The organism is Aquabacterium parvum (assembly GCF_001447195.1).
Taxonomy (GTDB): Bacteria; Pseudomonadota; Gammaproteobacteria; order Burkholderiales; family Burkholderiaceae_C; genus Aquabacterium; species Aquabacterium parvum.
Map to the genome: position 1 here is coordinate 29456 of NZ_LFRI01000324.1, position 25431 is coordinate 54886.

A 25431-nucleotide genomic window follows, 5' to 3' on the forward strand; every position below is an offset into this window, starting at 1 on the left:
GCCGAGCTCAATGCAGCTTCAATAAGCCTCGGCCGGCACGCGTCGCTGCAGCACCCCGATCGGCGGCGCCCAGCGCTGGCCCTTGGGCTTCTTGGCCGTCACCAGCGTGATGTCGGCGGGCTCGAACACCTCGACGTTGTGCGTGATCGGCGTGGTCAGCACGTACTGCGCGCGCGTGGAGCGCAGGAAGTGGCCGACCAGCTGGATGTTGCGCACGTCCAGGTGGGCGAAGGGCTCGTCGATGAAGACGAAGCCGCCGGGCGTTTCGTCGTCCTTCATCAGGCCCACGAGCAGGATGAGGGATTTGATGACCTGCTGGCCGCCCGAGGCTTCGCCGTCGTTGAGGCCGATGTGGCCCTTGCCGTCGAAGTTGAAGTGGATCTTGAGTTCGGCCTGGCGCAGGGTGGTGTCGTCGTCGCCGAGGTGGGGCAGCTCGCACTGCACGTCCACGCCGGCGAGCTGGCCGAGTTCGATCACGTTCTTGCGATAGCGGCGCACAGTGACCTTGAGCACGTCGGTGTAGCGCTCGCGGGCGTTGTCCACGGCGATGGCGGCGGCGGCGTTGCTGGCCTTGCGCTGGCTCAGTTCGTCTTCCTGGCGCAGCACGTTGGCGTTCATCAGCGTGAGCTGCTCGACCACAGTGGCGTCGGTTTCCCACTGGCCCTCGGTGAGCTCGCGGTCCACGGCTTCGGCGCGCAGGCGGGCCTGGGTGGCGTTGCCGTAGTGCGCCTGCATCTCGCGGATGCGCTCGGGGCTGCGCCAGTGCTTGGGCAGCGAGTGCTTGACCTCGCGGGACATCAGCGCCTGGCCGAGCAGGTCGTCGAAGCGGGCCTGCCATTCGCGTTCGTGCTGGGCGCTGCGTTGTTCGATGTGGGCGAGCTTCTCTTGCGCCTGTCGGTAGGCGTGCTGAGCGTTGGTCTGCTCGACCACGGCGTGCTTGAGCTCGGCTTCCGATTGCTGCCAGCGCTCACCGGCGTCCATGCGGGCCTGCTTGAGCACGGGCAACTGGCGCCGGGCTTCGGCGAACTCGGCTTCGCGCTCGACCAGCTCGGCCGCGGCGGTGAAGCCTTGCGCGGCCTGGCGGGCGTCCTGCAGCTGGCGATCGAAGAAGGCCTGGTCGCGCACGAGGCGCGTCATCTCTTCGTCGAGCTGGGCCAGGCGGTTTTCGATGGAGTCGCGGCGCGTGGCCACGGCCGAGGCGCCGAACTGGTGCTGGCTGGGCTCGACCCAGACCGAGCGGCCGCCACGGCCATCGCGGTGGTAGGCCTCGGGGGTGATCCACTCGCCGCCAACCTTCACGCCCGCTTCGGTGTTGTCGACGCGGCGGATGTGTTCGAGCTGGCGCAGCAGCCAGCGCGGGGCCGGGGCGGCGAACTTGAGCACGGCCAGCAGGCTGTGCTTGTCAGCATCCTTGGGGGCATCTTCCACATCGGCGACGATGTAGTGGCGGTAGCGCTCGCGCTCGGCCAGGGCCATGGCCTGGGCCTCGTGGCGCGAGTTGGCCAGCACCACCACCCAGCGGCTGCCGCGCAGCACGCCTTCGGCGGCGGCACGCCAGCGCTCATCGGTGATCTCGATGATGTCAGCGATCAGGTGGTGGTTGATGCCGGCTTCGTCGAGCGTGCGGCGAAAGCGCGTGACCTCGGGCGGAGGCGGGGCCTGGCGCTGGCCCTTGAGGGCGTCCATGGCGCGCTGGGCTTCGTCGCGCTGGTCCTTGAGGCGCTGCCATTGGGTGGACAGCTTTTGCTTGTGCTCGCTCAGTTCGGCGATGCGCTGCGTGAGCTGGCCGGCATCGCCTTCGACCACGGCCAGGCCTTGCAGCTCGTCGGCGCGCTTGACCAGGACCTCGATGGGACGCTCGGCGTCGCGGGCTTCTTCCTGCGTGCGGCGGGCGGTGCGCACCTTGGCTTCGAGGGCTTCGACGCGTTCGGCGGCGGTGGTCTGGTCTTGCAGGCGCTGCAGCAGGTCGGCCTTGACCTGGCCGTGGGCGCGGCGGTCTTCGGCCGACTGGATGCGTTGACGGTGCAGTTCGCGCAGCTTGGTGGCCAGGGACTTGCGCGTCTCCTGGTTGCTCAACACGGGCACGACCTCGGTGGCCAGGGTTTCGCGCTCCTGGCACTTGAGCTCGTACTGGCGGTGGTTGTTGACACGGGCTTCGAGCTCGGCGCGTTGCGCGCGGCCGTGCGACAGCTCGCGCTCGGCGGCTTCGACTTCCTGCAGCAGTTGCTTCTGGTGGGTGCGGGCCTCGTCGTAGCGGTCGAGCACCTCCTGGTCACCGAAGACGTCGAAGACCAGGCGCAGCAGCTCCTTGGGGCTGTATTCGCACAGGCGGTCGGTCTGGCCTTGTTCGAGGGCCAGCACTTTGGCGATGGCGCGGCTCAATCCCGCGCCTTCGAGGCGTTTGCGCCAGTTGTCGATGCCCAGCCATTCGCGGTCGCCGCGCTCGATCAGCGTTTCGATCGAGATGTCGCCCTCGACCATGATGTAGCGGCGTGTCCAGTCGCCGCCGTTGCGGTCGATGCGGCAGGCCAGCGTGACCACGTCCGCGTACAGCAGGCAGCGCGCGAAGGGGCGGTTGGAGGACTGGCGGTTGCGCGGGCGGTTGTCGACCGTGGCGCGCAGCCAGGCGCTGTCGGCGTTGGCGTGGCGGGCGTAGGTCTTGTAATTGCGGCCGCCCGAGCATTCGAGGCCCAGCAGCGTGCGCATGGCGTCGAGCAGGGTGGTCTTGCCCGAGCCGTTGGGGCCGGCGACGGTGATGATGGCGCCGTCGAGCGGCAGGGACAGGCGCTGGCAGTAATCCCAGTGCAGCAGTTCGAGGCTTTGCAGGTGGAACATGGGGATCAGGCCTCGTCTTCTTCGTCAGCGATGTCGTCGTCGTGTTCGTCTTCGGCCGGGTGCGTCAAGGCCAGTGGCAGGTTGGCCTGCAGCTCCTTGGCCTGCACCAGCACGTCGGCCAGCGCGCCTTGCAGGATGCGCGGCGCCAGCGCGTCGTAATCGAGCAGCAGATCGAGCAGCGGCCCTTCACCGATGTCCTCGCCCTTGCGCACGATGAAGCCGTGGTTCTCCAGGCGCTTGAGGTTGGTGTCCAGGCGCGTCTTCTTGCCCAACTGCACGCCGAAGTCGGCCAGCAGCGCGCGGTAGGGCACCAGCGGGCTGACGCTGGCCGCCGTGGGCACCGGGCGCTCGCGGCCGAACATGTCGTTCTGGTCGTCGCCATTGGCGCTGGCGGCGCGGGCCTGCTGGCGCTCGCGCTTGGGCAGGATGATCAGCGCCCACAGCAGCACCAGCAGCGAGACGGCGTCGCGCGGCAGGTCGATGTTGTTGTGGCTGTTCAGCCCCGCCTCGCCGAACACGGCGGTCTCGGCCGGGCGCAGCAGCGCCACGCTGACGTGGTCGGCATACAGGTTGTCGATCAGGCGCAGGCCCACCTGGGCCAGGCGGTCTTGCGTGGCGGCCCACAGGTCGGCGTCGACCAGGGCGCGGCGCACCTTGGGGTGCTGGCGGGGCAGCCAGCGGCGGGCAAGCAGCTCGGCCGCCAGCAGGGCGGCGTCGTCCAGGTGTTGGCTCATGTCGGTGTCGGTTCGGTGTCAGAGGCTGCCGCAGAGGTGGGTGCCGGTGCGGCAGCCAGCGGCGTCAGCACGCCTTCGCTGATGAGGACCACGGCTTCGTCCTGCGGCTCGATCTGGCGGGGCTCGAACTGCCAGCGCCAGGGCGAGCGGGCGAGGTCCCCCGTGAGGCCCTTCATGGTCTGCGCCTGCGGGTCGCCCAGCAGGGGCATGAGCTGCATGCGGTAGGCAGCCTGGGCAAAGCGGCCGCCCAGCACGGCTTCGTGCACCTGGCGTGGTGCGTCGCCAGCGGTCTGCCATTGGCTCAGTCGGTCGATCAGGTTGCCCAGCTCGGCCGGCAGGCTCAGGGTTTCGAGCGAGCCGGTGGCGGCTTCGGCGGGCGGCGGCAGGCCATCGGCGAGGCCGGCGGGTGGGCGGTCGCGTTCGAACTCGCCTTCGGCCACGTCGATGAGGTCGTGCTGGCTGACCAGCACCGTGCGCACGGGCAGGCTCAACGCTTCGCCCAGCAGGGTGTCGAGCGCGGGGTGGCGCTGCAGCCACAGGCGCACGTCCGAGGTCGTCAGGCCGGTGGAGCCCAGTGTCACGCGCTGGCGGTCAGCCTGCTGCAGGGCGCGCGTGAACTGGCTGGCCATGGCCAGCAGGCGAGCCTGCTCCTGGCCGATGGCGCGGGCCTCGCGTTCCAGTCGCGGGTCGTCGTGCTCGGCGCGGATCAGCGCGGTCAGCGCCTGGCCAGCGCGGTCGACGAGGTCGAGCGCGCGATCGAAGCGCGGCTGCGCGGCCCGCAGGCGCGACTCGGAGCCGCTGGCGATCGCTTCGGCGAACTCGTCGTGCAGCCGCGCGAGCTGGGCGTGCAGGTGCTTGAGCTGGTTGGCGTTGACCAGGCCCAACTGCTGCGCGCCGGCCACCTGGGCCAGCAGCGAAGCCATCTCGTCTTCTTCGACCAGGGCGGGCGGGGCGGTCAGCGGCGCCAGCAGGCCGTGCACCTGCTGCGCCAGCGGGGGCAGGTGGTAGTCCTGGGCGGTGGCGTCCCAGGCCAGCAGGTTGATGTCACGCAGGCGCTTGAGCGCGGTCTCCAGCGCCTCGGGCAGCAGCATGTGAAAGAGGCGGTTGACCTCGTCGCGCGACAGGCGCGCCTGCGGCTGCGTGGCCAGCTCCATGAAGCACCACAGGCGCAGCTGCACGTGAGCCTGCGGTCCGCTGAACAGGCCGCGCAGAGCGTCGATCAGCGGCAGGCGGTGTTGCAGGGCGGCGGAAAGGGGCGCGTGAATGGGGCTTTCGTTGTCACGAAAAAATCCGTCGAAACCGATCGTTTCAGATGGGCTGTCTTGCAGGTCTTGGGGCGGGGCCTCACTCATGGCTGCATTGTGCCGGAGTCGCGATCGTGCCAGATCCGGCTTTGGCGCGCCTGTTGGCGTGATACCGTGGTTTGGGTCCGGCGCCTGAATGGCTCGGGACACATTCAACACACTTCAATCAGGAGCTCCCCGTGACACCACATCCGTGGCCTGTGTCTCGCCTTGTCTGCGCAGCTTTGATCGGTTTCAGCGGTCTCGCTTGCGCCAACGTCCTCGAAAACCCAAGCTTCGACATCGGCTTCCAGAACGTCGAGAACTGCTCCGGCGCTGGCGTGTCCGCTCCGACCTTGCAGGGGCAATTGGCCAACAATTGGGGGCCCAACAACTGCTGGATGAGTGACAAATCGGCCACGACTGTCACCTTTTCGGCCGAGGTCGGACGTTCGGGTACAGGGAAGTCGCAGGGGGTGGCGTCCAACAGCGTGACCGGTGACGCCGTCATCAGCACTTGGGTCTGGCTCAAGCCCGGCAACCGCTACCGCACGGTGGTCTGGATGAAAGCCGATGCCCCGACCGAGGTGCTGCTTCAACTGCGCGCCTGGAACAGCCCGTACACGGCTTACGGTGTCACTGTCGCCAAGCTGACCACGAACTGGGCCTCCTATGAATTCGAAGGCCTTGCTCCCGTGGTGGCAGACGCCAACGTACCGGGCGGTTTGTTCGTGTCGACGCGCGGCAATGTCAAGGTTTACCTGGACGATGCCCAGGTGACCCCCGAAGTTGATGCCACCGAACCTGTGCATTCGCGCTCCATGCAGGTGGTGCCGGCCAGTTACTTTGGTGTGCATGCCCACCAATCGCAGTCGCTCACCGGCTTGGGTCGATCAGCGGGCGCCGAGCGCCTCTGGGACGCCAATGGCGTGCAATGGGCTGACATTTTCCGCGACTCGCCGACCCAGAACAATTGGGCCGAGTTCGACCGCCGTGTCGCTCGCGCCATCAGCGTGGGTGCCGCGCCTTTGATGGTCTTGGGGGGGAATGGCCCTGCCTGGTCGTCCGGTGCGCCAATCACTTGTCAGTTCTACGCTGGAACCTCCTCTTCGCCTCCGTCGAGTGACGCCGTCTGGCGCGACTGGGTGCGAGCTGTGGCGACGCGCGCCAAGGGCAAAGTGCGTCATTGGGAAATCTGGAACGAGCCCTACCAATGCTCCGCGTTCAAGGCCGACCCCCTGAAGCTGGCGAACCTGGTCGCCAGCGCCCGAGCGGTTCTCAAGGAAGTTGACCCGACCAACGTCATTGTCAGCCCCAGTTTCGACCTGGGCGACAACACCTTCCTGGATCGCTACCTGCAGGCCGCGAAGTTGGCCTACCCTGGCGGTGAGGCCCATTGGGACATCACGTCGGTGCACGCCTATGACGGCTTCGTGGGCGATTACCTCGACGAGCGCAAGACCAAGGTTGCAGCGCAGGCACGCTCGGTCGAGGACATGTTCGAGCGTGAGCACCTCGTGACCAACGCCCTCTCGGTGCTGCGTCGATTTGGCCTGGACACCCGACCGATCTGGAACACCGAGGGCGGCTACCTCAACGCTTCCAGCCTGCCTGTTGGCACGCAAAGCGGTGGGCCCAATGACCGGGCCGGCGCCTCATTCGTGGCCCGGCACATGTTGGTTGGATGGGCTGCGGGATTGGACGCCAACTACTACTACGCGTGGGACCAGCGCAGCGGTGGTGGCAGCTGGCCGATTGCGGGGGCCCGCGAGGCCACGGAGGGCTCGTTGGCGTACAGCACGACCGAAGCCGGCACGGCGTACATCCAGGTCAGCAAGTGGCTCACAGGAGCCGTTCTGATCGGACGCACAGTTCGCGCTGATGGCACCTGGGAGTACACCCTCAAGCGTGGCCCGGCCACATCGGTTGTGGCCTGGAACCCGCAAGCCCAGGTGAGCTACACGCCGCCTGCTGGTCGCACCAATGCGACCGATCTGACCGGCACGACGACGGCCATCGGCGCTTCCGTGCAGTTGAACAACCGACCCGTGCTGTTCGCGGCGCCGCCCACCACCATGACGGTGGGCAGCAGCGTCACCCAAACCAGAACGACGCAGAACTTTGACCTGACGGCCACCGTCAAGAACGGCTATCAGCCGACCGGCACGGTGCAGTTCAAGGCCAATGGTGTCAACCTGGGCGGATTGGTGACCCTGGTCGGTGGCGTCGCCAAACTGAACACGCGCATCACCACTGCGGGCACCTACACCATCACCGCTCATTACAACGGTGACTCGGCCAACCCAGTGAACGCAACGGCGACGGGCGTTTCGGTCAAGGTGCTTGCCTGCTTCCTAGGCATCTGTCGTTGAGCATGGGCAGGGGGGCTTCTGTCCCGGGTACCATCCCGCCCGATGACCGATGCCCCCCGCCTCCACTGGACCGATGGCAACGAGCCGCGCAGCGCCCGTTGGCGCAGCCTCGCCGACGTGCCGCCACCCAAGCGCGTGGTGCTCGCCGATGACACCTTCGCTGCCGATGCCGCCTACAAGCTGGTGTGCGAGGGCACGGCGCTGCTTTGGCAGGGCGACTTTCATCAGGCTCGCCAGATGCTGCAAGCCCTGGGCCGACGCGTGGACCGGCGCCAGCAGCGCAAGCCGGCTGCCTCGGCCCAAGCCCGGTCACCAGCGACTGAGGGCCTGACCCAGGCCCACCACCTGCATCGCAAGGCCCAGGCCGAGCGCGCGCGCTTGCTGGGCCTGCTGCTGCTGCCCTTCGAGGCCGACCACAGCGTGCCCCTGCGCCGCGCGCCCGATGTGCGTCAGGCTTGCCTCCAAGCCCATGGCGAGGTCACCGAGCCTTATGTGGCGTCGCTGCGCGAACTGCAGGGCCTGATCGGGGCCCACGAGTGGCGCAAGCAGGGCGTGCCGGTGGCCGCGCTGGGCGACCTCATCCATCCGCACCATGGCGTGTTCTCGCCTGTGCGGGGCGAGTACGTGGACCTGGTGGCGCAGGCGCCCTTGCCGGCGGTGTTTCAGGCGACCGATCCCGTGCACACCGCCTGGGACATCGGCACCGGCACAGGCGTGCTCTCGGCGGTGCTGGCGCGCCGCGTCGCGGGCAACGTGATCGCCACCGAGCTGGCCCCCCGGGCCATCGCCTGCGCGCAGGACAACCTGCAGCGCTTGGGCCTGAGCGACCGTGTTCGGGTCGTTGAGGCCGATCTCTTCCCTGACCCGGCGCGCTTCGGTCGATCTGCCCTGATCGTTTGCAACCCGCCCTGGCTGCCCGGCCAGCCCAGCTCGGCCGTTGAGCAGGCGGTGTACGACCCCGACAGCCGCATGCTGCGTGGTTTCCTGGCCGGGCTGGCCGATCGCCTGCTGCCAGGTGGCGAGGGCTGGCTCATCCTGTCCGACATCGCCGAGCGGCTGGGCCTGCGCTCGCGCGAGCAGCTCGAAGGCTGGATCCGCGAAGGGGGGCTGAGTGTGGCGGGGCGACTCGACACCCGCCCCCGCCATCGCAAGTCGCAAGACGCCAGCGACCCATTGCACGAGGCGCGCAAGGCCGAGGTCACCAGCCTGTGGCGACTGGTGGCAACGCCTGAATCGATCGGCCGCTGACCCGGGCCGCACCGCCTTCCCGCGCCTCCCCCTCATTCGCGGCATCTGTGTGCCAGACGCCACCCACTTCGCGTGACGCCTGCCAAGCGCCTGTGGCACATTGGGGTCACCAGGGCTGTCTGGAAGCCCTGTCCGCGATGGAGGTCCACATGCAAACGCTCGACGAGATGCTTTCGCTGAACCTGTTGACCGCGGACCAGCACCAGGCGATCGGCGCCTGGGTCCGTCAGGCCCGCACGCCTGAGCGCATCCTGCAAATGCCAGCGCACCTTTGGGCCGTGCTGGAGCAGGCCACCACCTTGCTCGACTTCGACGGCAGCGGCCCTCCCCACTAGGGATGTCCCGAGTTGGGGGCAGGTAAACCCGGGGTGAGCCATCCGGGCGGCATGGAACGCGACACACTACGGTCCGCGCAGCGACCCATGTGACACGTCGGCGCACCAGATCCACATGCTGATTTCGCCGATACACCTCCGCACCCTGGTCGACACCCTGGCCCTCGATGGCCACCCCTTTCGCGAGGCGATGGCCTTGGCCGGCCTGGATGAGCGCGACATCGATGGACAAGGTCCCTGGATCGACGAGTCGGTGTTCGATGGGCTGATGCGCGCGGCCATGACGGTGACGGGCGACCCCGCTTATGGCTTCACCGCCAGCACCAGCCTGGCCCAGACCCGTTACGGCCCGCATGCCCTGCTGATCGTGCACGCGCCCACCCTGCGCCATGCGTTCGAGGACATCCGCATGTTCTCGCCACTCATCGTGGAAGAGACCGAGCTGGACATGGTGATTTCGGGCGAGGAGGCCTGCCTGTTGGCCAGACCCATGGGCGTGACGCCCGACGGTCTTCGCTTCCGCATGGAGTGGCTGATGTCGCTGTGCGTGCAGCTGTCGCGCCGTGCCGGCAGCCAGGAGAGCGACCTCCTCGACTGCACCTTCCCCTATCCGGCGCCAGCTCACGTGCACCGCTATGAAACCCTTTTCGGGGGCCGCGTCCGGTTTGACGCCAGTCAGGGCACCTTGCGCTTTCGAGCTGCGTTGCTGGATGCCCCTTTGCCTGGCCACGACCGCGTGGTCTACGACACCCTGCGCCTGCAGGCCGAAACGTTGCTGGCCACCCGTTATCAGCGCCTGGACCTGGTGCAGGCGCTGCGTCAGGCCGTCTTCCGCTCCCTGCCTCGTGTGCCCGACGCAGCCGAGCTCGCATCCCTGATCGGGCAAAGCGAGCGCAGCATGCGTCGCCAGTTGGCCAAGCGAGAGTTGAGCGTGCCCGATGTGGTGCAGCGCTGCCAGAGGGAGCTGTCAGAGCGGCTGCTGCGCGAAGGCCTGCTGCCGATCAAGCAGATCGCCGATGAGACCGGTTTTTCTTCGGCGAGTTGCTTCCATCGGGCCTTCAGGCGCTGGCATGGGGTCACGCCCAGTGAATGGCGGGAGCGCTGACCCAGTGGCCGTGTCCACATCCGTTGAGGCTAAAGTGTCCGGTGTGTGTCCAGGCTTTGTCCCATGCCCGCTCCTGCGCCCTCTACCCTTGGTTTGACCCTTCGCGGCTGGTTCCGGCTCATCGCAGTGGGACTGGTGCTGGTCGTGCTGGTGGGGGTGGTGCGGCTGGTGGGGCTGGAGTGGCGACAGTTCGAGCAGGCCCGCCTGGCCCGTCAAGCGGTTCAAAAGCTGCGCGTGACACTTGTGGCGGCAGAGATGGTCTCGCGGGAGCGGGGGCCCATGAACGGCATGCTGGGCGACCCCAGCTCAAGCGGCGACCCGGTGTTGCGCGACAAGCTCCAAAAAGCCCGCGCCAACACCGATGCGGCTTTCGACGCCTACCAGCAGGCGCTGAGCCGAGCCAAGCCTGGCGAAGCCTGGGCGCAGCGCCACCAGGCGGCCCTGCGCGATCTCAACGCTTTGCGCCTGAGCCTGGCCCAGGCCCGCGCGCAGGTCGATCAACTCATCGCCCGGCCGCAAACCGAGCGATCGCGCGAAGACATCCGTGCCGCCGTGAGCGCCATGGTGGACCTCGTGCCCCGGCTCTCTGCGGCCATGACCTTGTTCGCCGACGAAGCCCAGCAGGCCGACCCGGCCCTGGCCCCCGCCGTCTGGGGGGCCCGCATGGCAGCCGAGTTGCGTGAACGCGCGGGGCTGTTGGGCTCCCTGTTCACGCCCGCCTTGACGCGGCAGTTGCCTTTCACGGTGCCGGAGCATGAGCGCATCGATGAGGCCACGGGACGCATCGACGAGCTGCGTCACCTGATGGTGCTGCGGGTCGAGTCGAGCCCCGCGTCCGAGTCCGTTCGCCACGCGCACGTTCGCATGATGCAGCGCTACTTTGGCCACGCGGCCGAACTGCTCAACGGGGTGCAGGAGGCGGGGCGGACCCATGGGCGCTATGGCATGAGCCCCGCCGAGTTCGCAGCCTTGTACGTGCCCGAGATGGACGCCATCGTGGCGCTGCGTGACGCGCAACTGGCGGAAGCCGAGCAGCACAGCATCGGGGCGCGCGAACGCTCACGCCAGTCCCTGCTCTGGTTGGCCGGGCTCACGACCCTGCTCATGGCTTTGGTGCTGGTGATGCTGCTGGTCATCCGTCAGCGCGTTGTGCAGCCGCTCACGCTGGCGGCGCAGGCGCTGCAAGCCATGGGCCGGGGCGACCTGAGCCCGGCGTTGCCAGCGCACCGCTCCAACGACGAGATCGCCGCCATCATGGGGGGCATCGAGGCCTTGCGCCAGCAGAGCCTGGCGCGGGCCGATCTGGAGCGCGAGCGCGACAAGCTCATCGAGACCCTGCGCGAGCAGTCCACCACCGACTTCTTGACCGGGCTTCAGAACCGCCGCGCCTTCTTCGAGGCGGCCGAAGCCGAAATGGCGCGCGCCCGCCGGCACGGTTTTGGCCTGGTGGTGTTGTTGCTCGACGTGGACCACTTCAAGCGGGTCAACGACCAGTTCGGGCACACCACAGGTGACTTGGCGCTGGTGGCCGTCTCAGGTGTGCTGCAGCGCGGCATGCGCCAGGGCGACATCGCGGCGCGGCTGGGGGGCGAGGAGTTCGTGGTGCTGCTCAGCCACTGCTCGCTGGAGGCCGGCATGGCCTTCGCCGAGCGCCTGCGAGAAGCCATCGAGGCCGAGGCCATCGACGTGGGCAAGGGCCAGCCCTCGTTGCGACTGACGGTCAGCATCGGCCTGGCAGACTCGGCTCACCACGGGCTGCAACTGGACGCCCTCATGGCCCGTGCCGACGAGGCCATGTACCGAGCCAAGCACGAAGGTCGCAACCGGACCGAGTGGGCGGGGCGGGTGGGGTGAGGGGCTGGGGCGTTTGTGGCGCAGTCAACCTCAAGGCCGCGCCCACTGCGCCGGCAGTTCCAACTCGCCACTGCTGCTGAACCCGACGCTGCCCAACGCCGTGCCGGCCAGGCGCCCCTTGAGCACGTAATCGATGCGAGGGCTGCCGCCACGGGCCACGTCCAGCGCCTGGCGCACGAGCGACAGCGCCGACACCGACACCGGCACCGTGATCAGCGCTTCGCCAAAGCGGGGCACCTCACCGCGCTCGTTGCTCACGCCGCTGGCGAAGTGCTGGCCTCGCACATCGAGCGACACCGACAGCCCGTCGTAGGTGATGGCCGCGTCGTTGGGGTTGACGATGCGCAGCTTGAGCGCCAGGCGCGCCTCCAGGCCCTCGCCTCGCAGGGGCTCGACGCCCACCACGTTGACACGCACCGGCTCGCGATCGAGCAGGCTGGCACAACCGGACATGGCCAAGGTGGCGGCGCTCAGCAGCAACCATTGCGCGCATCGGCGTCGGTTCATCGTTGACATGGGCTCCTCGTTGCTGGGTTTGGTTTTCTGGCATTGTAGGAAAGCAGTGTTCCGCCTTTTGTCTTGGCCCATCCCCATGCCGATTCCCATGCCCACTTCGCTCAAGATCGATTTCGTCTCCGATGTTTCCTGCCCCTGGTGCGCCGTGGGCCTGTGGTCGCTTCAGCTGGCGTTGGCCGAGTTGTGCAACGAGGTCGTTGCCGACATCCACTTCCAGCCCTTCGAACTCAACCCCAAGATGGGGCCGGGCGGGCAGGACATCGGTGAGCACCTCACGCAGAAGTACGGCAGCACGCCCGCGCAGCAATCGCAGATCCGTGAGGTGATCCGCCAGCGCGGCGCCGAGGTGGGCTTCACCTTCAACATGGCGGGGCGCGGTCGCATCTACAACACCTTCGATGCGCACCGCCTGCTCCATTGGGCCGGCGAGCTGACGCCAAGCCAGCCCGGTGCCCAACTCGCGCTCAAGCAGGCCCAGCTCAAGGCCTGTCACGAACACCGTCAGGCCATGGACGAACACCCCGTGTTGCTGGCTGCCGTGGGCGAAGCGGGGCTCAATGTGGCGCGTGCAGCGCAGGTGCTGGCCAGCGCCGAATTCGCGCAGGCGGTGCGCGAGCAGCAGGCCTTCTACGCCGAGGCGGGCATCCGCTCGGTGCCCGCTGTCGTGGTCAACGACCGGCACCTGATTTCGGGCGGCCAACCCGTTGAGGCATACGTGCGGGCCTTGCGGCAGATCGCAGCCGAGGGCTGACGACAGGGCCTGAGCCGGCGTAGCATTCGCACCCATCTCACCACGCACTTTGCAAGGCTTTAAATGAAAGCAACCTGGAACGGCGTCGTCGTTGCCGAAAGCGACGACATCGTCACCCTCGAAGGCAACCACTACTTCCCGCGCGCGGCGCTGAAAGACGAGTACACCACCTTCAGCAACCACCGCAGCAGCTGCGTCTGGAAGGGCCAGGCCCAGTGGCTGAGCCTGTTCGTCAACGGCGAGATGAAGCCCGACGCCGTGTGGTTCTACCCCGAGCCCACCGAGGCCGCGCAGGAGATCAAGGGGCGCGTGGCTTTCATGCCCGGCGTGGACATCTCCGACTGAAACCCGGGCCATGCGCTGGCCCCGGGGCCACCGATGGGCCACAATGGGCCCAAGAATGATTGGTCGCTTTGGTTTGTGGCCCTGGAGATTTTCTTGGTCCGCATTGAACTGTCCATCGACCTGATCTATGAGGTCGCTCCCCCTGGTGCAGATTTCGTCTTCAACATCCACGGCGCACACACCCGCTGCCAGGTGATCCGCAGCGAACGGCTGGACATCAGCCAGGCCGTGTTGCCGCAGGTCTTCACCGACCCCGTCAGCCTCAATCGCTACCTTCGCTTGAGCGCCTGGTCTGGCCCCCTGAAGGTCAGCTACCAGGCGGTGGTGGACCTGCATCACCACCTTTGCGCGCCCGAGCTCATCGCCGAGACCCCGGTCTCGCGCCTGCCCACCGAGGTGCTGAGCTGCATCTACCCCAGCCGCTATTGCCAAAGTGACCTGTTGGGGCCGTTGGTGATGTCCGAGTTCGGGCACCTGCCGCAGGGCTACAGCCGCGTGCTCGCCATCCAGGACTGGGTGCGCCGCCGGGTGAAGTTCGAGGGCAACACGACCACCAGCGCCACCTCGGCCATCGACACGCTCAACGAGGGGCGTGGCGTGTGCCGCGACTTCGCCCACCTGATGATCGCGCTGTGCCGCGCGCTGAACATCCCGGCGCGCTTTGCCACCGGCATCGACTTCGGTGCGGATCCGGCGCTGGGCCCCACCGACTTCCACGCCTACGTCGAGGTCTTCCTGGGCGGGCGCTGGTACATCTTCGACCCCTCGGGCACGGCCATCCCCATGGGCTTTGTTCGCTTCGGGACCGGGCGTGACGCCGCCGACGTGGCTTTTGCCACCATCTTCGGCTCGGTGCAGTCGCAGCCGCCGCGCATCCAGGTGCGGGCATTGCAGGATGCGCAAGGCCTGAGCGAAATGCCACGCCACCGCAGCGAGGCCATCTCCACCGACGCCCCCGTTCACTGGGGTTGAATCGCGCCGGGCACCCCATTTCGGGCCGGATCCCGGATAATCCGGCATGAACCATCCATCTTCGCCGGCCAACCCGGCGACCTCGGCGTCCGCCAACTTGGCCACGCCCGCCGCCGTCAGCGGCCCCTCCTTCTCGCAACTGCCTCTGTCCGAGGCCATGCAGGCGAACCTGCAGACCCTGGGCTACCTGTCGATGACGCCCATCCAGGCCGCCAGCTTGCCGCTGGCCCTGGCCGGCAAGGACCTCATCGCCCAGGCCAAGACCGGCAGCGGCAAGACCGTGGCGTTCGGTCTGCCCTTGCTGACCTCGCTGAACCCGCGGCGCTTTGCCGTGCAGGCGCTGGTCCTCTGTCCCACGCGAGAACTCGCCGACCAGGTCACCACCGAGATCCGCCGCCTGGCCCGCGCCGAGGACAACATCAAGGTCGTGACCCTGTGCGGAGGCAGCCCCATCCGCCCGCAGCTCGCCAGCCTGGAACATGGCGCGCACATCATCGTGGGCACGCCGGGCCGGGTGCTCGACCACCTGGCGCGTGAAACGCTGAACCTCGAAGCCCTGCAGACCCTGGTGCTCGACGAGGCCGATCGCATGCTGGACATGGGCTTTGCCGATGACATCGCGCAGGTGGTGGCGCAGGCGCCCAAGCAACGCCAGACGCTGCTGTTCTCGGCCACCTACCCCGAAGGCGTGGACAAGCTGGCGCGCCGCTTCATGCGCGATCCGCAAGAGGTCAAGCTGGCCGAGCGCCACGACACCTCGCGCATCCGCCAGCGCTTCTACGAAGTCAAAGAGGCCGAGCGCCTGCACGCCGTGGGCCTGCTGCTCGACCACTTCCGCCCGGCCAGCACCATCGCGTTCTGCAACACCAAGCAGCAGTGCCGCGACCTGGTGGAGGTGCTGCAGGCGCAGGGCATCGTCGCGCTCGAGTTGCATGGCGACCTCGACCAGCGTGATCGCGACCAGGTGCTGGTGCGCTTTGCCAACGGCAGCTGCAGCGTGCTCGTGGCCACCGACGTGGCGGCGCGCGGCCTGGACATCGCGCAGCTCGAAGCCGTCATCAACGTCGACATCACGCCCGACGTCGAAGTGCACACCCACCGCGTGGGCCGCACCGGCCGCGCGGGCGAGTCGGGCTGGGCCTTCAGCCTGGCCAGCATGGACGAGATGGGCCGCGTGGGTCGCATCGACCAGATGCAGGGCCGCGCCAGCGAATGGCACCCCTTGAGCGAGCTCACGCCCTCGACCGAACGCGAGCCGCTGCGTCCGCCGCGCGTGACGCTGCAGATCCTCGGTGGCCGCAAAGAAAAGATCCGCCCCGGTGACGTGCTGGGCGCGCTCACCAAAGACCTGGGCTTCGAGGGCGCCAAGATCGGCAAGATCAACGTCAACGAGTTTTCGACCTACGTGGCGGTGGATCGCGATATCGCCGACAAGGCCTTGCGGGGCCTGCAAGGCGGCAAGGTCAAGGGCAAGTCCGTGAAGGTGAGGGCGCTGTGAACGAGGCCGAGAACAACCCCCACGCTACACAAATGCCCGAAGCGCTTGACGCGCCTGATGCGGCCGATTCGGCCCAGGCCATCGAAGCTTCGGCCACGCCTGCCACCACTTTCGCCGCGCTGGGCCTGTCGCCCTCGCTGTTGCAAAGCCTGTCCGACGCCGAGCTGGACGAGCCCACCCCTGTGCAGGCTGACGCCATCCCGGCGGCCTTGGCTGGCCGCGACGTGCTGGCCCTGGCGCAGACGGGTTCGGGCAAGACCCTCGCCTATGCGCTGCCCCTGCTGCAGCAGGTCGAAGCGGCGTTTCAGCGCCAGGAGCGCGCCGACATGCCCGGTGCCGGGCCAGGCGCGCGAGGTGCCCGCGACTCGTCCGGGCGCGCACCTCGGCAGGCCGCTTTGCATGCGCCCAAGCCCGAGCGACGCCCCACGCAAGCCTTGGTGCTCGTGCCCACGCGCGAGCTGGCCCTGCAGGTCGGCGAAACCCTGCGCGACATGTCCGAGCACCTGCAGGCGCCGCTGCGCTGGGGCTGCGTGTTCGGGGGCGTGTCCATCAACACGCAGATGCTGGCCTTGCGCGGTGGTGCCGACATCGTCGTGGCCACGCCGGGTCGCTTGCTTGACCTCATCGGGCACAACGCCCTGAGCCTGGACGGCGTGCAGACCCTGGTGCTCGACGAGGCCGACCGCCTGCTCGACAAGGGCTTCGAAGAAGAGCTCAAGCGCGTGCTGGCCCTGCTGCCCCAGCGGCGACAGCACCTGCTGTGCTCGGCCACCTTCGCGCCCGGCGTGCAGGCCCTGGCCGAGCAACTGCTGCACGAGCCCGTGCGCATCGACCTGCGTGCCGAGGTGGTGTCCGTGCCCGACATCCAGCAGCGCGCCATCCAGGTCGACGCGGCCCAGCGCACACCGCTGCTGCGCCACCTGATCAAGCAGGAGGGCTGGCGCCAGGTGCTGGTGTTCGTGGCCACGCGCCACGCCTGCGATGTGGTGGCCCACAAACTGCAAAAGCACGGCATCCAAGCCGCGGCCTTCCACGCCGATGCCAGCCAGGGCGCGCGCCGCGAGGTGCTGCGCGCGTTCAAGGCTGGCGAGCTGCAGGTGGTGGTGGCCACCGACCTCGCTGCGCGCGGCTTGCACGTGGACGCGCTGCCAGCCGTGGTCAACCATGACCTGCCCCGCTCACCGGATGACCACATCCACCGCATCGGCCGCACCGCCCGCGCGGGTCACAGTGGCGTGGCCGTGAGCTTTGTCAACGCCGACAACGAGGCGCACTTCCGTCTGATCGAAAAGCGCCAGGGTCTGCGCGTGGCGCGTGAGCAGGTGCCGGGCTTCGAGATGAAGCAGACCGAGCCCGAGAACCGCAACCCGCTGACCGATCCACATGGCACCGGCGGCATCAAGGGCAAGCGCAAGAGCAAGAAGGACAAGTTGCGGGAAGCGGCGGCCAGCGGGTCCGACAGCTGAGCCCCTCGCAAGAATCCACTTCGCGAAAACACCCAACCAAGGGGGAAGAAGGACCAAGCGCCACCGTTAGCATTCGCGCCAGCCGCCAGGTGTTCAAGCAGAGCGGCAAGGGAGCAATAGGATGTTCAACGTGACCTGGGCGCGGAGCGCCCTGCTGGCATTTTGTGTGTGTCTTTCGGCCTGTGGTGGAGGCGGTGGTGGTGATCCGGCGCCACCGAGCTCCGACGTCCCTGCGCCGCAACCGCAGCCACAGTCGGCATCCGTCTCGGTCAGATCGTTGGCCACCGATGCGTTCATCCTGGCGATCCAGTCACCCTCCACGTCGTCCACTTTCCAACAGCATGGACAGCGCTTGTGGCTGGCCCAGGGGGCGGCACGGTCCGCGTCCATCGTTTCTCGCGAACTTGGCACGCAGGGTTGGTTGCCTGCAAGAACCTGGATGACGTCTTCCGCGTGGCAGCCGGACATGATCCGGCTGTTCTTTGCGGGTGACCATGTGGCAGCGACCTGGGAGCACGAAGACAACACGCTGGCAGGTAGCGCTCCCACAGTGGCCCGCGTGATCGGCCCAGGGACAGATTCTGGTGAACAAATCGCTCCCGTGAGCGCCTCGACCGTCTTCAACAACATCGCTTTGTCGCCTTCGGGCTTGCTTCGAGTGGCCGCGACAAATCCGCAGACCGGGACGTGGGTGCTGACCGCGGGGCAGTGGCAGTCGGCCACCGCAGGTGGCATCGCGCACCTCTCCATCGACTTCTGGGACGAAGCCGGAAACGGCAGTGCTTTGAAGTCTGTGACGACACCGGAATCGGGTGAGCACCTTCGGCTGATGTCGTTCGACGCTGAGCGAGGGGTTGCTCTGGACACGCGTTCCTTCGCCAACGATCCGGATTGGGTTCCAACTGGAGAGGCCATGGCTGCCAAATTGCCCAATGGCAAGTTGCTCGCCGTGGCTCGATTGCAGTCGCGCTTCTCACATTACGCACGCGCCATCGCCGTCAGCGAGTTCGACGGAAATGCTTGGTCCCCTTCGGTCCACGTCGTGGAGTCGGACCTGCCGTCAGCGACCCATTGGCAAATCCTGGTGGACACCAACCAGGCAGGGCACGTCGCCTTGGCCTGGGGCGACAACAGACAGATTTTCGCGGCCCTGCGCTCGCCCGCCGGACAATGGAGCAGCGCGCGGCAAGTCCTGTACCTGTATCGCGCAGGTGCGGCTTACAACGACATCACTTTCATTGAAGACCTGTTCCTGAAGTTGACCCCCGATGGGCGAGCCGTGCTGCTCGGGACCTTGGATGGTTCTGGACGGGTCGCCGATGCCGATCCACGCTTGTTCGTGACCAGCACCTCTGACGGCGCCTCCTGGAGCCCGGTGACCATGGCGACCTTGGCTGGCAAGCGGGTGGTGGGGCTGGCCGTGCAGGCCAGTGAGACGGTCTCGGAGGTCGGCGTGCTGGCCTTTGTGGAGCGAGACGGTGTCTTCGACACTTACCTGGCCAGGACGGAGGGGTTGTCATGGACGGAGCACCTGCTTCAGGCCAACAAGCGCCATCGACATTTCCCGTGGGGGCTGCGCAATGGCATGGTCTTGCCGGACAACCGCCATGTGAAGCACAGCGCCGAAAGGGGCTGGGAGGCGTTCTGGCGGGTGGAGTACGAGCCCTCTGGTTCCGAGGTGTTCTCCGCGCAGGTTCGGTGATTGATCTTGGCGGTGATTGGGCCTTGTGCCGCCAATCCGATGCACGCGCCCTCACGCCTTCGGCTTTGTTCGCACCGGCAAGCACAGCAACGCCGTCAGGCAGGCCAGACCCGAGTACACCCATGACAGGCGCTGGAACGAGGCCAGTTGCAAACTCGGGTCGCCCAGCAGCACGACGGTGAGCGCCACGCCGACCACGCTGCCGAACTGCCGCATGGCCTGGTTCACCGCGCTGCCTGCCCCGAAGTGTGCCGGGCCCAGGCTCGCCACGGCCGCCCCTGACAACGATGGCAAGGCCAGGCCCACGCCCACGCCTGTGAGCAGTTGGCCGGGTAGCCAGTGCAGCAGGTAGTGAGGCTGCAACCCCGGCACGGTGGCTTGCCAGACACCGCCCGATGCCACCAGCAGGCAACCGGTCACCAGCAAAGGTCGATGCCCTGCGCTCGCGGCGATGCGTCCCGCCAGCATCGCCACCGGGATGACCATCAAAGGCCCCGGCGTGATGGCCAATCCGGCTTGCGGCAGGCTGTAGTGCCAGATGCCGGTCATGAAAAAGAAGAAGCCGAAGAACATCATCGAGAAAGCGATGCCGAAGACCAGCGTGGCCAGGTTCACCGCGCTGTACGTGCGGTTGGCGAACAAGCTCAGGTCGAGGGCGGGGGCCGGATGTCGGCGTGCCCACCGCACGAAGGCCAGCAAGGATGCAGCTCCGGTGAGCGCAGCCAGCCAGACTTGAGGCTGGTGCCAGGTGTGGCTTTCGGTGGCCACCACGCCCGCAGTGAGCCCGCCCATGCCCAGCACCAGCAACGCCACCCCAAGGAAGTCGATCTGCCCCGCGCCTGAGGTGACGGCATCGACTGGCAGGCGGCGTCTCGCGCGCCAGATGGCCCACAGCGCGGGCGGCACGTTGATGAAGAAGGCCCAGCGCCAACCCAATGTGTCGACCAACAGCGACCCGAGGCTCGGCCCCAGCGCAGCGGCCAGCCCACCCACGGCGCCCCAAAGGCTCACCGCAACGGCGCGACGCGACGCCGGAAACGCCCCCAGCACGATGGACAGCGAGGCGGGCGTGAGCACGGCGGCGCCCACGGCCTGCACCGAGCGAGCAGCCACCAGCATGGTCACGTCGGAGGCCAGGCCACAGGCGAGCGAGGCCAGCATGAACAGGCCTGTGCCGGCGATGAACATGCGACGGCGGCCGTGCGTGTCCGCCAGGCGACCGGCGGGCACCAGCAAGGCGGCGTAGAGCACGGTGTAGGCGTTGAGCACCCACGACAGGTCGGCGGCCGAGGTGCCCGCGAAGCTCAGGCGCAGCGCCGCGAAGGCAGCGAACAAAACGGTCGCGTCGACGGACACCAGGAACACCGCGATGCAGGCCGTGAAAAACACGGGCCAGGGCGAGGCTGCGTGGGTGGGCGGGCCCACGTGTTCACCGTGTGGCGATGCGGCGGGCACGGTCGTGGCGGGTGTCATAGAAGTGGCCATGGTTCGCGTTCCTGGTGCTTGTTCGGGCTGCGGGAGGTTTGACGTAGGGCGGCTTAGCGCGTCAGCCCAGGTTCTCGAGCAACGTGGCCACGCCCTGGCCGCCACCAATGCACTGCGTGGCCAGCGCGTAGCGGCCCTTCGTGCGTTGCAGCAGGGCCGCGGCCTTGCCGGTGATGCGTGCACCCGTGGCGCCCAGCGGGTGCCCGATGGCCAGGCCGCCACCATCGAGGTTGACGGCCTCGGGGCGCAGACCCAGCTCGCGGATGCAAGCCAGCGCCTGAGACGAGAAGGCCTCGTTGATCTCGACCACGTCGAGGTCGGCCGCTGTCAGGCCCGCCCGAGCCAGGGCCTTGCGCGTGGCTGGCACCGGCCCGATGCCCATCACGTCGGGGTCGACGCCGGCCGACGCGCACGACACGATGCGCGCCAGCGGCTTGAGCCCGTGGCGCCGAGCGAAGTCCTCGTGCACGACCATCACCGCCGCGGCCCCATCGGTGAGCGGCGACGAGGTGCCGGCCGTCACCACGCCATCGTGGCGGAAGGCCGGCTTGAGGGACGCCAGCGCCTCCAGCGTGGTCTGCGGGCGGATGCAGCCGTCTTCGCTGACCACCTCACCTGTGGGCGTGGTGACCGACACGAGCTCATCGCGCAGCAAGCCGTTGGCGCGGGCCGCAGCGGCCTTTTGGTGCGAGGCCAGCGCCAGCATTTCCTGGTCGCTGCGGCTGACAGCCCAGCGCTCTGCCACGTTTTCTGCCGTCTGGCCCATGGGCATGTACAGGTCGGTGCCGGCTTGCACCAAACCCGGGTGCGGGTCGAAGGTGAGTCCGCCCTGCGGCACCATCGTCATCGACTCGACGCCGGCGCACACGTAGGCTTCGCCAATGCCGGCTTCGATCTGCGCGGCAGCCAGGTGCACTGCCGTCATCGACGAGCCGCAGAAGCGGTTGACCGTCATGGCGCTGACCGAATTGGGCAGGCCTGCCATGGAGGCCGCGATGCGGGCGATGTTGTTGCCCTGCGGTCCTTCGGGGTAGGCGCAGCCCGCGATCACGTCCTCGATGGCCTCGTGTGGCACAGGTGCCTTGGCCAGCACGCCACGGATGGCGGTGGCCAGCAGGTCTTCGGGGCGGGTGGCTGCCAGCGCGCCCTTGCGGGCGAAGTGGAAGGGGGTGCGGGCGTAGGCGACGATGACGGCTTTCATGATCTACCTTCTGGTTGGTAGGTTGTGGGGCGGAGAAATCCCGGCGCGAGGCCGGGCGGGTGCGTCACGCTTGCGGCGAAGACGCGAACTGGTTCAACAGGGGCGCGACGGACAGGTCATAGAGCGCCAGGTCGCCGTGCAGCCGCGCGTTCAGCAGCGCGCCCTGGCAGGTGGCGTTGAAGTGGGCGGCCCACTGCCGTGGCGAAACGGCACCGCAGACCGACTGTGGCGACGAAGGCTTGGGCAGCCGCGCGGCACGCGCTTCCAGCCAGGCCAGTTGCTGCAAGTGAAAGCGCTTGACGGTGTCCTGCAATTCAGGCTCGAGCCCCTCCCACTCGCCTGCGGTGGCCCCGATCGGGCAGACCATGCCCCCCTCGGCCAAGGCGCCGCGCAGCATTTGCACATAGGCTTGCAGCTGTTGCGCCGCAGGCAGGTGGTCGATGGTGTCGGACCAGCGCTGAAAGCGCTGAGCGCTGTCGTCGATCACCGCCTGGCCCACCGCCAGCTTCGACGGGAAGTGGTGGTACAGGCTGGCCTTGCGGATGCCGATGCGGTCGGCGAGTTCCTGGAAGTTCAGGCCCAGGTAGGAGTGCGACAACAGCAGGCGCCTGGCCGTGCGAACGATCTCGCTGCGCGTGTCGGGGCGGCGGTCAGAACGGGTGGCGTGGACGTTGCTCATGGCTACCTACTGTAAGGTAGGTATTGGGTCATGTCAAATCAGTGGGTGCCGTGGTCAGGTGCTTGTGCAGCCGCGCGAATACCGCAGCAGCCGTCCCCGATACGGCAGGCCATCGGCCTCAGGTGTGCTCAGGGTGCTCTCGTTCAGTTCGAAGCCCTGTTCGCGCATGCGCCGACTGAAAGCGGATCGGTTGCCCCGGTTGGGGTCGACGATGATGACTTCAGCCGTGGGCCACGCGTGCCGCTCGATGAAACGCGCCAGGTTGCCGGCTTCGTCGCGCTCGTAGAGCACGTCGCTGCCCATGATCACGTCGAAACGGCCATTCACCACGGGATGCCGGTCGTGCACGTTGTCGTGGGTGGGGGCGGCCCAATCGCCGTGCCGGTAGGGCAGGGGCATCAGGTCGTTGAGCTGAACGTTTTCAGCCAGGAAGCTCAGGGCCAGCGGGTGCGCGTCGGACGCGGTGACGTCGTCGCCCCGTCGATGGCAGACCAGGCTGGCCAGGCCGAGGCCGCACCCCACTTCGAGGATGCGCTCGCCTGGTGTCAAGGGCCGCGTCAGCATGTGCGCGGCCAGCTGCAGGCTCGAAGGCCACAGCACGCCAAACAGCGGCCAGTTGGCAGCTGAGAAGCCCGAAGCAGCCGCCTCCCCGTGTGGGTCGGCGTATTGCTGTCGATCGAGCAGGGATCGGATCTGGAGGTCATGGCCACCCCGGATGACCACGCACGACTGTTGAGTCTGGTAGCCCGGTGAGTTGGACGAAGACATCCTCAGAACGATCCGGGTGGCGATCAGTAGCTGCTGCGACCGCCGCGGTAGCCAGCTTGGCCACCACCGCCGAAGCCGCCCGAGCGCTCTTCGCGAGGACGGGCTTCGTTGACCACCAGGGCGCGACCGTCAAACGACTGGCCGTTCATGCCGCGGATGGCGGCTTGGGCTTCGTTGCCCGAGCCCATTTCCACAAAGCCGAAACCTTTGGAACGGCCGGTGTCGCGGTCCATCATGACCTTGGCCGAAGAGACCTGGCCGAACTCGGCGAAGTGCTGTTGCAGGTCGTCGTCGCGCATCGAGTAAGGCAGGTTGCCGACGTAGAGTTTGCTTTCCATTTGAGACTTTCAGTGAACACCGCGTTGATTCGAGTTGGCCTGCTGCGGCAGTTTCAGGCCATTCGTTGCTTGCCCTGGCTGGGCGTTGTGGATGTCAGCGCGGCCTGCCTGAATTCAGGCGGGCAGCGAGGTTTGACGGAGGTAGCCCATGCCTTGTGCCAGCGCGTACTGCTGAGCGGCCAAAGGCGTGGAGAACAGCGGGATGAAGCGGAACACCCTGTCATGGGTGGCCGAGCCCTGGCCGCTGCGGATGGACAAGGAGGCGGCGTATTGGCCGCAATCGGTTTGACGGGTCACAGGTGACAGGAGGAACCTGCCAACCTGGCGTCGGAGCAATGAGAGGTCGTTCAAGTGAAATCAGGTCAGGCTGTGCGAAGCGGCTTCGCAAGGCACAAGCAAGGCATGCGAGCCGATGACCACGAACAACGTGGCCGACAGCGATGCCGGGTCAACGGGGGCAGATCAGGATCCGGCTTGCGTGAAGCACCCGTGGAGCACGGGCGAGCGGGATCGGTGAACCAGACGAAGCTTGCCTGGGGAGGCAGGTGACCGCGCGATGGGGTCAGCCCTGCTGAGGAGCGAGGCGCAACCCTGGCGGGGTGCGCATGGCGACAAACGGCTGCGGAGGTAAGCGAAACGGCAGCGAGTGCGCGGACTGTAGCAGCGAAGTGAAAAACTTGCTGGTTTATTTTCAATCAGCTCGAAAGTGGGGCGCTGGGGCGTGCTCCGTTGCCCATCTGCCGCGCCTGCCAGGCACGCAGCGCCTGGCGGTAGGCGTCCATCGCCATGTCGTGCGCGTCGAAGATGCAAGGGTCGCAGCCACTGCCGCAGCACGCATTGATGTCTGGCGGCTCGGGGGGCTCGGGCATCGGGTCGTGGTTCGAATCGGCGTTCTCGGGCGTCATGCGCACATTGTCTCGCAGGAGGCGTGCATGCTTGGCCCACCGTGCGCCGAGGGCCGGGCTCAGGCGTCGAGTTGAGTGCGCACCGCGCTGAGCATGCCGTTGCGCACCGCCACCATCTCGGCCACGATGGACACCGCGATTTCGGGCGGCGTGTGGCTGCCGATGTTCAGGCCAACGGGTCCGTGCAGCCGTCCGATCTCCTCGGGCGCGAGCTCGAAGTGAGTGACCAGGCGTTCCTTGCGGCGTTCGTTGTTCAGCCGAGACCCCACCGCCCCCACGTAGAAAGCCGGGGACTTCAGGGCTTCGAGCAACACCATGTCGTCGAGCTTGGGGTCGTGCGTCAGTGCCACCACGGCGCAACGCGCATCGGGCTGCATCGCCAGCAAGGTGTCATCGGGCATGGTGTGAACCAGCTTCGTGCCGGCCACGTCCCAGCCGGCGCTGTGCTCTTCACGGGGGTCGCACACGATGACCTCGTAGTCCAACGCCAGGGCCATCTGGGCCAGGTAGCGTGATATCTGGCCCGCACCGATGACCAGCAGGCGCCATTGCGGGCCATGCACGGTGCGCAGCTGTTCGCCATCCCAATGCATGGTGGCGCCGCGTGGGGCGTCAGACAGCGTCGTGGTGCCCAGCGCCAGGTCCACGTGCTTGAGCGTGAGCTGACGCCGGCCCAGGCGCTCGCTGAGCGCCTGCAGCAGCGACGCGCTGGGGTCGGGCTCGACCACCAGCTCCAGCGTGCCGCCGCAGGGCAGGCCGATGCGCGCGGACTCTTCCTGGGTGACGCCATAGCTCAGGGTAAAGGGGCGTTCGCCCAGCATCCGGCCCTCGCGCATGCGCGCCACCAGGTCGTCTTCGATGCAGCCACCCGAGACCGAACCTTCGATCAAGCCGTCGTCGCGAACCACCAGCCACGAGCCCGGGGGGCGGGGGGCCGAGCCCCAGGTGCGCACCACGGTCACCCAGGCCAGGCGGTGGCCGGCGGCGGCCCATGTCCGGGCCGTGGCCAGCACTTGCAGGTCAACGCTGTCCATGTCGG

23 protein-coding genes are annotated in these 25431 nt (G+C 67.6%); 11 read left to right on the plus strand and 12 right to left on the minus strand.

Annotated features, from left to right (window positions below; genetic code table 11):
• Positions 1 to 18 precede the first annotated feature (18 nt).
• From ABG80_RS10995 to ABG80_RS11005, 3 genes are read right to left on the minus strand one after another with little or no spacing between them, the layout of a single operon-like run.
• Complete coding sequence (locus ABG80_RS10995; protein ID WP_058087708.1) at positions 19 to 2835, minus strand: ATP-binding protein; 2817 nt, start codon at positions 2833 to 2835, stop codon at positions 19 to 21.
• 5 nt (positions 2836 to 2840) lie between these two features.
• Positions 2841 to 3569: a hypothetical protein gene (locus tag ABG80_RS11000; protein WP_058087709.1), complete on the minus strand. Its 729-nt coding sequence runs from the start codon at positions 3567 to 3569 to the stop codon at positions 2841 to 2843.
• Positions 3566 to 4921 carry a coiled-coil domain-containing protein gene (locus ABG80_RS11005; protein WP_083506017.1) on the minus strand — a complete coding sequence of 452 codons (1356 nt, stop codon included), beginning with the start codon at positions 4919 to 4921 and terminating at the stop codon, positions 3566 to 3568. The genes ABG80_RS11000 and ABG80_RS11005 overlap by 4 nt, the downstream gene beginning before the upstream one ends.
• A 131-nt stretch (positions 4922 to 5052) precedes the next feature.
• Between ABG80_RS11005 and ABG80_RS11010 the strand changes: the two genes are divergently transcribed.
• The 5 genes from ABG80_RS11010 to ABG80_RS11030 all read left to right on the plus strand — a co-directional run bounded on the left by ABG80_RS11010 (position 5053) and on the right by ABG80_RS11030 (position 11766).
• Positions 5053 to 7224, plus strand: coding sequence for an Ig-like domain-containing protein (locus ABG80_RS11010; protein WP_152987589.1), 2172 nt, complete (start codon positions 5053 to 5055; stop codon positions 7222 to 7224).
• A gap of 42 nt (positions 7225 to 7266) precedes the next feature.
• Positions 7267 to 8472 carry a methyltransferase gene (locus ABG80_RS11015; RefSeq protein ID WP_058087711.1) on the plus strand — a complete coding sequence of 402 codons (1206 nt, stop codon included), beginning with the start codon at positions 7267 to 7269 and terminating at the stop codon, positions 8470 to 8472.
• Between the two features lie 149 nt (positions 8473 to 8621).
• Positions 8622 to 8807, plus strand: coding sequence for a hypothetical protein (locus ABG80_RS11020; protein WP_058087739.1), 186 nt, complete (start codon positions 8622 to 8624; stop codon positions 8805 to 8807).
• Positions 8808 to 8922: 115 nt separating this feature from the next.
• Positions 8923 to 9912 (plus strand): AraC family transcriptional regulator, encoded by a 990-nt coding sequence (locus tag ABG80_RS11025; protein ID WP_058087712.1) that lies wholly within the window; start codon positions 8923 to 8925, stop codon positions 9910 to 9912.
• Between the two features lie 63 nt (positions 9913 to 9975).
• A complete protein-coding gene (locus ABG80_RS11030; RefSeq protein ID WP_152987590.1) occupies positions 9976 to 11766 on the plus strand; it encodes a diguanylate cyclase in 1791 nt (596 codons plus the stop codon).
• Between the two features lie 30 nt (positions 11767 to 11796).
• Here ABG80_RS11030 and ABG80_RS11035 read toward each other — a convergent pair whose 3' ends face one another.
• The gene (locus tag ABG80_RS11035; RefSeq protein ID WP_058087714.1) at positions 11797 to 12282 is read right to left on the minus strand and encodes an LEA type 2 family protein; all 486 of its coding nucleotides are present in this window, start codon (positions 12280 to 12282) and stop codon (positions 11797 to 11799) included.
• 88 nt (positions 12283 to 12370) lie between these two features.
• On the opposite strand from ABG80_RS11035, the gene ABG80_RS11040 reads away from it, so the two are divergent.
• The 6 genes from ABG80_RS11040 (at position 12371) to ABG80_RS11065 (ending at position 19016) form a co-directional block, all read left to right on the plus strand.
• A complete protein-coding gene (locus ABG80_RS11040) occupies positions 12371 to 13033 on the plus strand; it encodes a DsbA family oxidoreductase (RefSeq protein WP_058087715.1) in 663 nt (220 codons plus the stop codon).
• A 63-nt stretch (positions 13034 to 13096) separates the two neighbouring features.
• Positions 13097 to 13378, plus strand: coding sequence for a DUF427 domain-containing protein (locus tag ABG80_RS11045; protein WP_058087716.1), 282 nt, complete (start codon positions 13097 to 13099; stop codon positions 13376 to 13378).
• Between the two features lie 93 nt (positions 13379 to 13471).
• Positions 13472 to 14350, plus strand: a complete 879-nt coding sequence (locus tag ABG80_RS11050) for a transglutaminase-like domain-containing protein (RefSeq protein WP_058087740.1) — start codon at positions 13472 to 13474, stop codon at positions 14348 to 14350.
• A gap of 46 nt (positions 14351 to 14396) precedes the next feature.
• Positions 14397 to 15848 (plus strand): ATP-dependent RNA helicase DbpA, encoded by a 1452-nt coding sequence (gene dbpA, locus ABG80_RS11055; protein WP_083506018.1) that lies wholly within the window; start codon positions 14397 to 14399, stop codon positions 15846 to 15848.
• Between the two features lie 32 nt (positions 15849 to 15880).
• Positions 15881 to 17314, plus strand: a complete 1434-nt coding sequence (locus ABG80_RS11060) for a DEAD/DEAH box helicase (protein ID WP_083506019.1) — start codon at positions 15881 to 15883, stop codon at positions 17312 to 17314.
• A gap of 121 nt (positions 17315 to 17435) precedes the next feature.
• Entirely contained in the window at positions 17436 to 19016 is a 1581-nt protein-coding gene (locus ABG80_RS11065; protein WP_152987591.1) for a sialidase family protein, read from the plus strand.
• Positions 19017 to 19067: 51 nt separating this feature from the next.
• Here ABG80_RS11065 and ABG80_RS11070 read toward each other — a convergent pair whose 3' ends face one another.
• The 8 genes from ABG80_RS11070 to ABG80_RS11105 all read right to left on the minus strand — a co-directional run bounded on the left by ABG80_RS11070 (position 19068) and on the right by ABG80_RS11105 (position 25426).
• The gene (locus tag ABG80_RS11070) at positions 19068 to 20501 is read right to left on the minus strand and encodes an MFS transporter (RefSeq protein WP_058087718.1); all 1434 of its coding nucleotides are present in this window, start codon (positions 20499 to 20501) and stop codon (positions 19068 to 19070) included.
• Positions 20502 to 20562: 61 nt separating this feature from the next.
• Complete coding sequence (locus tag ABG80_RS11075; RefSeq protein WP_058087719.1) at positions 20563 to 21702, minus strand: thiolase family protein; 1140 nt, start codon at positions 21700 to 21702, stop codon at positions 20563 to 20565.
• Between the two features lie 64 nt (positions 21703 to 21766).
• Positions 21767 to 22381 (minus strand): TetR/AcrR family transcriptional regulator, encoded by a 615-nt coding sequence (locus ABG80_RS11080; protein WP_058087720.1) that lies wholly within the window; start codon positions 22379 to 22381, stop codon positions 21767 to 21769.
• Positions 22382 to 22435: 54 nt separating this feature from the next.
• Positions 22436 to 23149 carry a class I SAM-dependent methyltransferase gene (locus ABG80_RS11085; protein ID WP_058087721.1) on the minus strand — a complete coding sequence of 238 codons (714 nt, stop codon included), beginning with the start codon at positions 23147 to 23149 and terminating at the stop codon, positions 22436 to 22438.
• A 23-nt stretch (positions 23150 to 23172) separates the two neighbouring features.
• Positions 23173 to 23487, minus strand: coding sequence for an RNA recognition motif domain-containing protein (locus ABG80_RS11090; protein WP_058087722.1), 315 nt, complete (start codon positions 23485 to 23487; stop codon positions 23173 to 23175).
• 114 nt (positions 23488 to 23601) lie between these two features.
• Positions 23602 to 23784 (minus strand): hypothetical protein, encoded by a 183-nt coding sequence (locus ABG80_RS11095; RefSeq protein WP_058087723.1) that lies wholly within the window; start codon positions 23782 to 23784, stop codon positions 23602 to 23604.
• Positions 23785 to 24182: 398 nt separating this feature from the next.
• Positions 24183 to 24392, minus strand: a complete 210-nt coding sequence (locus tag ABG80_RS11100; protein ID WP_058087724.1) for an oxidoreductase-like domain-containing protein — start codon at positions 24390 to 24392, stop codon at positions 24183 to 24185.
• 59 nt (positions 24393 to 24451) lie between these two features.
• Positions 24452 to 25426, minus strand: a complete 975-nt coding sequence (locus ABG80_RS11105; RefSeq protein WP_058087725.1) for an XdhC family protein — start codon at positions 25424 to 25426, stop codon at positions 24452 to 24454.
• Between the last annotated feature and the right edge of the window lie 5 nt (positions 25427 to 25431).

Bases quoted from the DNA above. Each gene is read 5' to 3' on its own strand.
- ABG80_RS10995 (WP_058087708.1), bottom strand. From the start codon at position 2,835: ATGTTCCACCTGCAAAGCCTCGAACTGCTGCACTGGGATTACTGCCAG.
- ABG80_RS11000 (WP_058087709.1), bottom strand. From the start codon at position 3,569: ATGAGCCAACACCTGGACGACGCCGCCCTGCTGGCGGCCGAGCTGCTT.
- ABG80_RS11005 (WP_083506017.1), bottom strand. From the start codon at position 4,921: ATGAGTGAGGCCCCGCCCCAAGACCTGCAAGACAGCCCATCTGAAACG.
- ABG80_RS11015 (WP_058087711.1), top strand. From the start codon at position 7,267: ATGACCGATGCCCCCCGCCTCCACTGGACCGATGGCAACGAGCCGCGC.
- ABG80_RS11020 (WP_058087739.1), top strand. From the start codon at position 8,622: ATGCAAACGCTCGACGAGATGCTTTCGCTGAACCTGTTGACCGCGGAC.
- ABG80_RS11025 (WP_058087712.1), top strand. From the start codon at position 8,923: ATGCTGATTTCGCCGATACACCTCCGCACCCTGGTCGACACCCTGGCC.
- ABG80_RS11030 (WP_152987590.1), top strand. From the start codon at position 9,976: ATGCCCGCTCCTGCGCCCTCTACCCTTGGTTTGACCCTTCGCGGCTGG.
- ABG80_RS11035 (WP_058087714.1), bottom strand. From the start codon at position 12,282: ATGTCAACGATGAACCGACGCCGATGCGCGCAATGGTTGCTGCTGAGC.
- ABG80_RS11040 (WP_058087715.1), top strand. From the start codon at position 12,371: ATGCCCACTTCGCTCAAGATCGATTTCGTCTCCGATGTTTCCTGCCCC.
- ABG80_RS11045 (WP_058087716.1), top strand. From the start codon at position 13,097: ATGAAAGCAACCTGGAACGGCGTCGTCGTTGCCGAAAGCGACGACATC.
- dbpA (WP_083506018.1), top strand. From the start codon at position 14,397: ATGAACCATCCATCTTCGCCGGCCAACCCGGCGACCTCGGCGTCCGCC.
- ABG80_RS11060 (WP_083506019.1), top strand. From the start codon at position 15,881: ATGCCCGAAGCGCTTGACGCGCCTGATGCGGCCGATTCGGCCCAGGCC.
- ABG80_RS11065 (WP_152987591.1), top strand. From the start codon at position 17,436: ATGTTCAACGTGACCTGGGCGCGGAGCGCCCTGCTGGCATTTTGTGTG.
- ABG80_RS11070 (WP_058087718.1), bottom strand. From the start codon at position 20,501: ATGGCCACTTCTATGACACCCGCCACGACCGTGCCCGCCGCATCGCCA.
- ABG80_RS11075 (WP_058087719.1), bottom strand. From the start codon at position 21,702: ATGAAAGCCGTCATCGTCGCCTACGCCCGCACCCCCTTCCACTTCGCC.
- ABG80_RS11080 (WP_058087720.1), bottom strand. From the start codon at position 22,381: ATGAGCAACGTCCACGCCACCCGTTCTGACCGCCGCCCCGACACGCGC.
- ABG80_RS11085 (WP_058087721.1), bottom strand. From the start codon at position 23,149: ATGTCTTCGTCCAACTCACCGGGCTACCAGACTCAACAGTCGTGCGTG.
- ABG80_RS11090 (WP_058087722.1), bottom strand. From the start codon at position 23,487: ATGGAAAGCAAACTCTACGTCGGCAACCTGCCTTACTCGATGCGCGAC.
- ABG80_RS11100 (WP_058087724.1), bottom strand. From the start codon at position 24,392: ATGACGCCCGAGAACGCCGATTCGAACCACGACCCGATGCCCGAGCCC.
- ABG80_RS11105 (WP_058087725.1), bottom strand. From the start codon at position 25,426: ATGGACAGCGTTGACCTGCAAGTGCTGGCCACGGCCCGGACATGGGCC.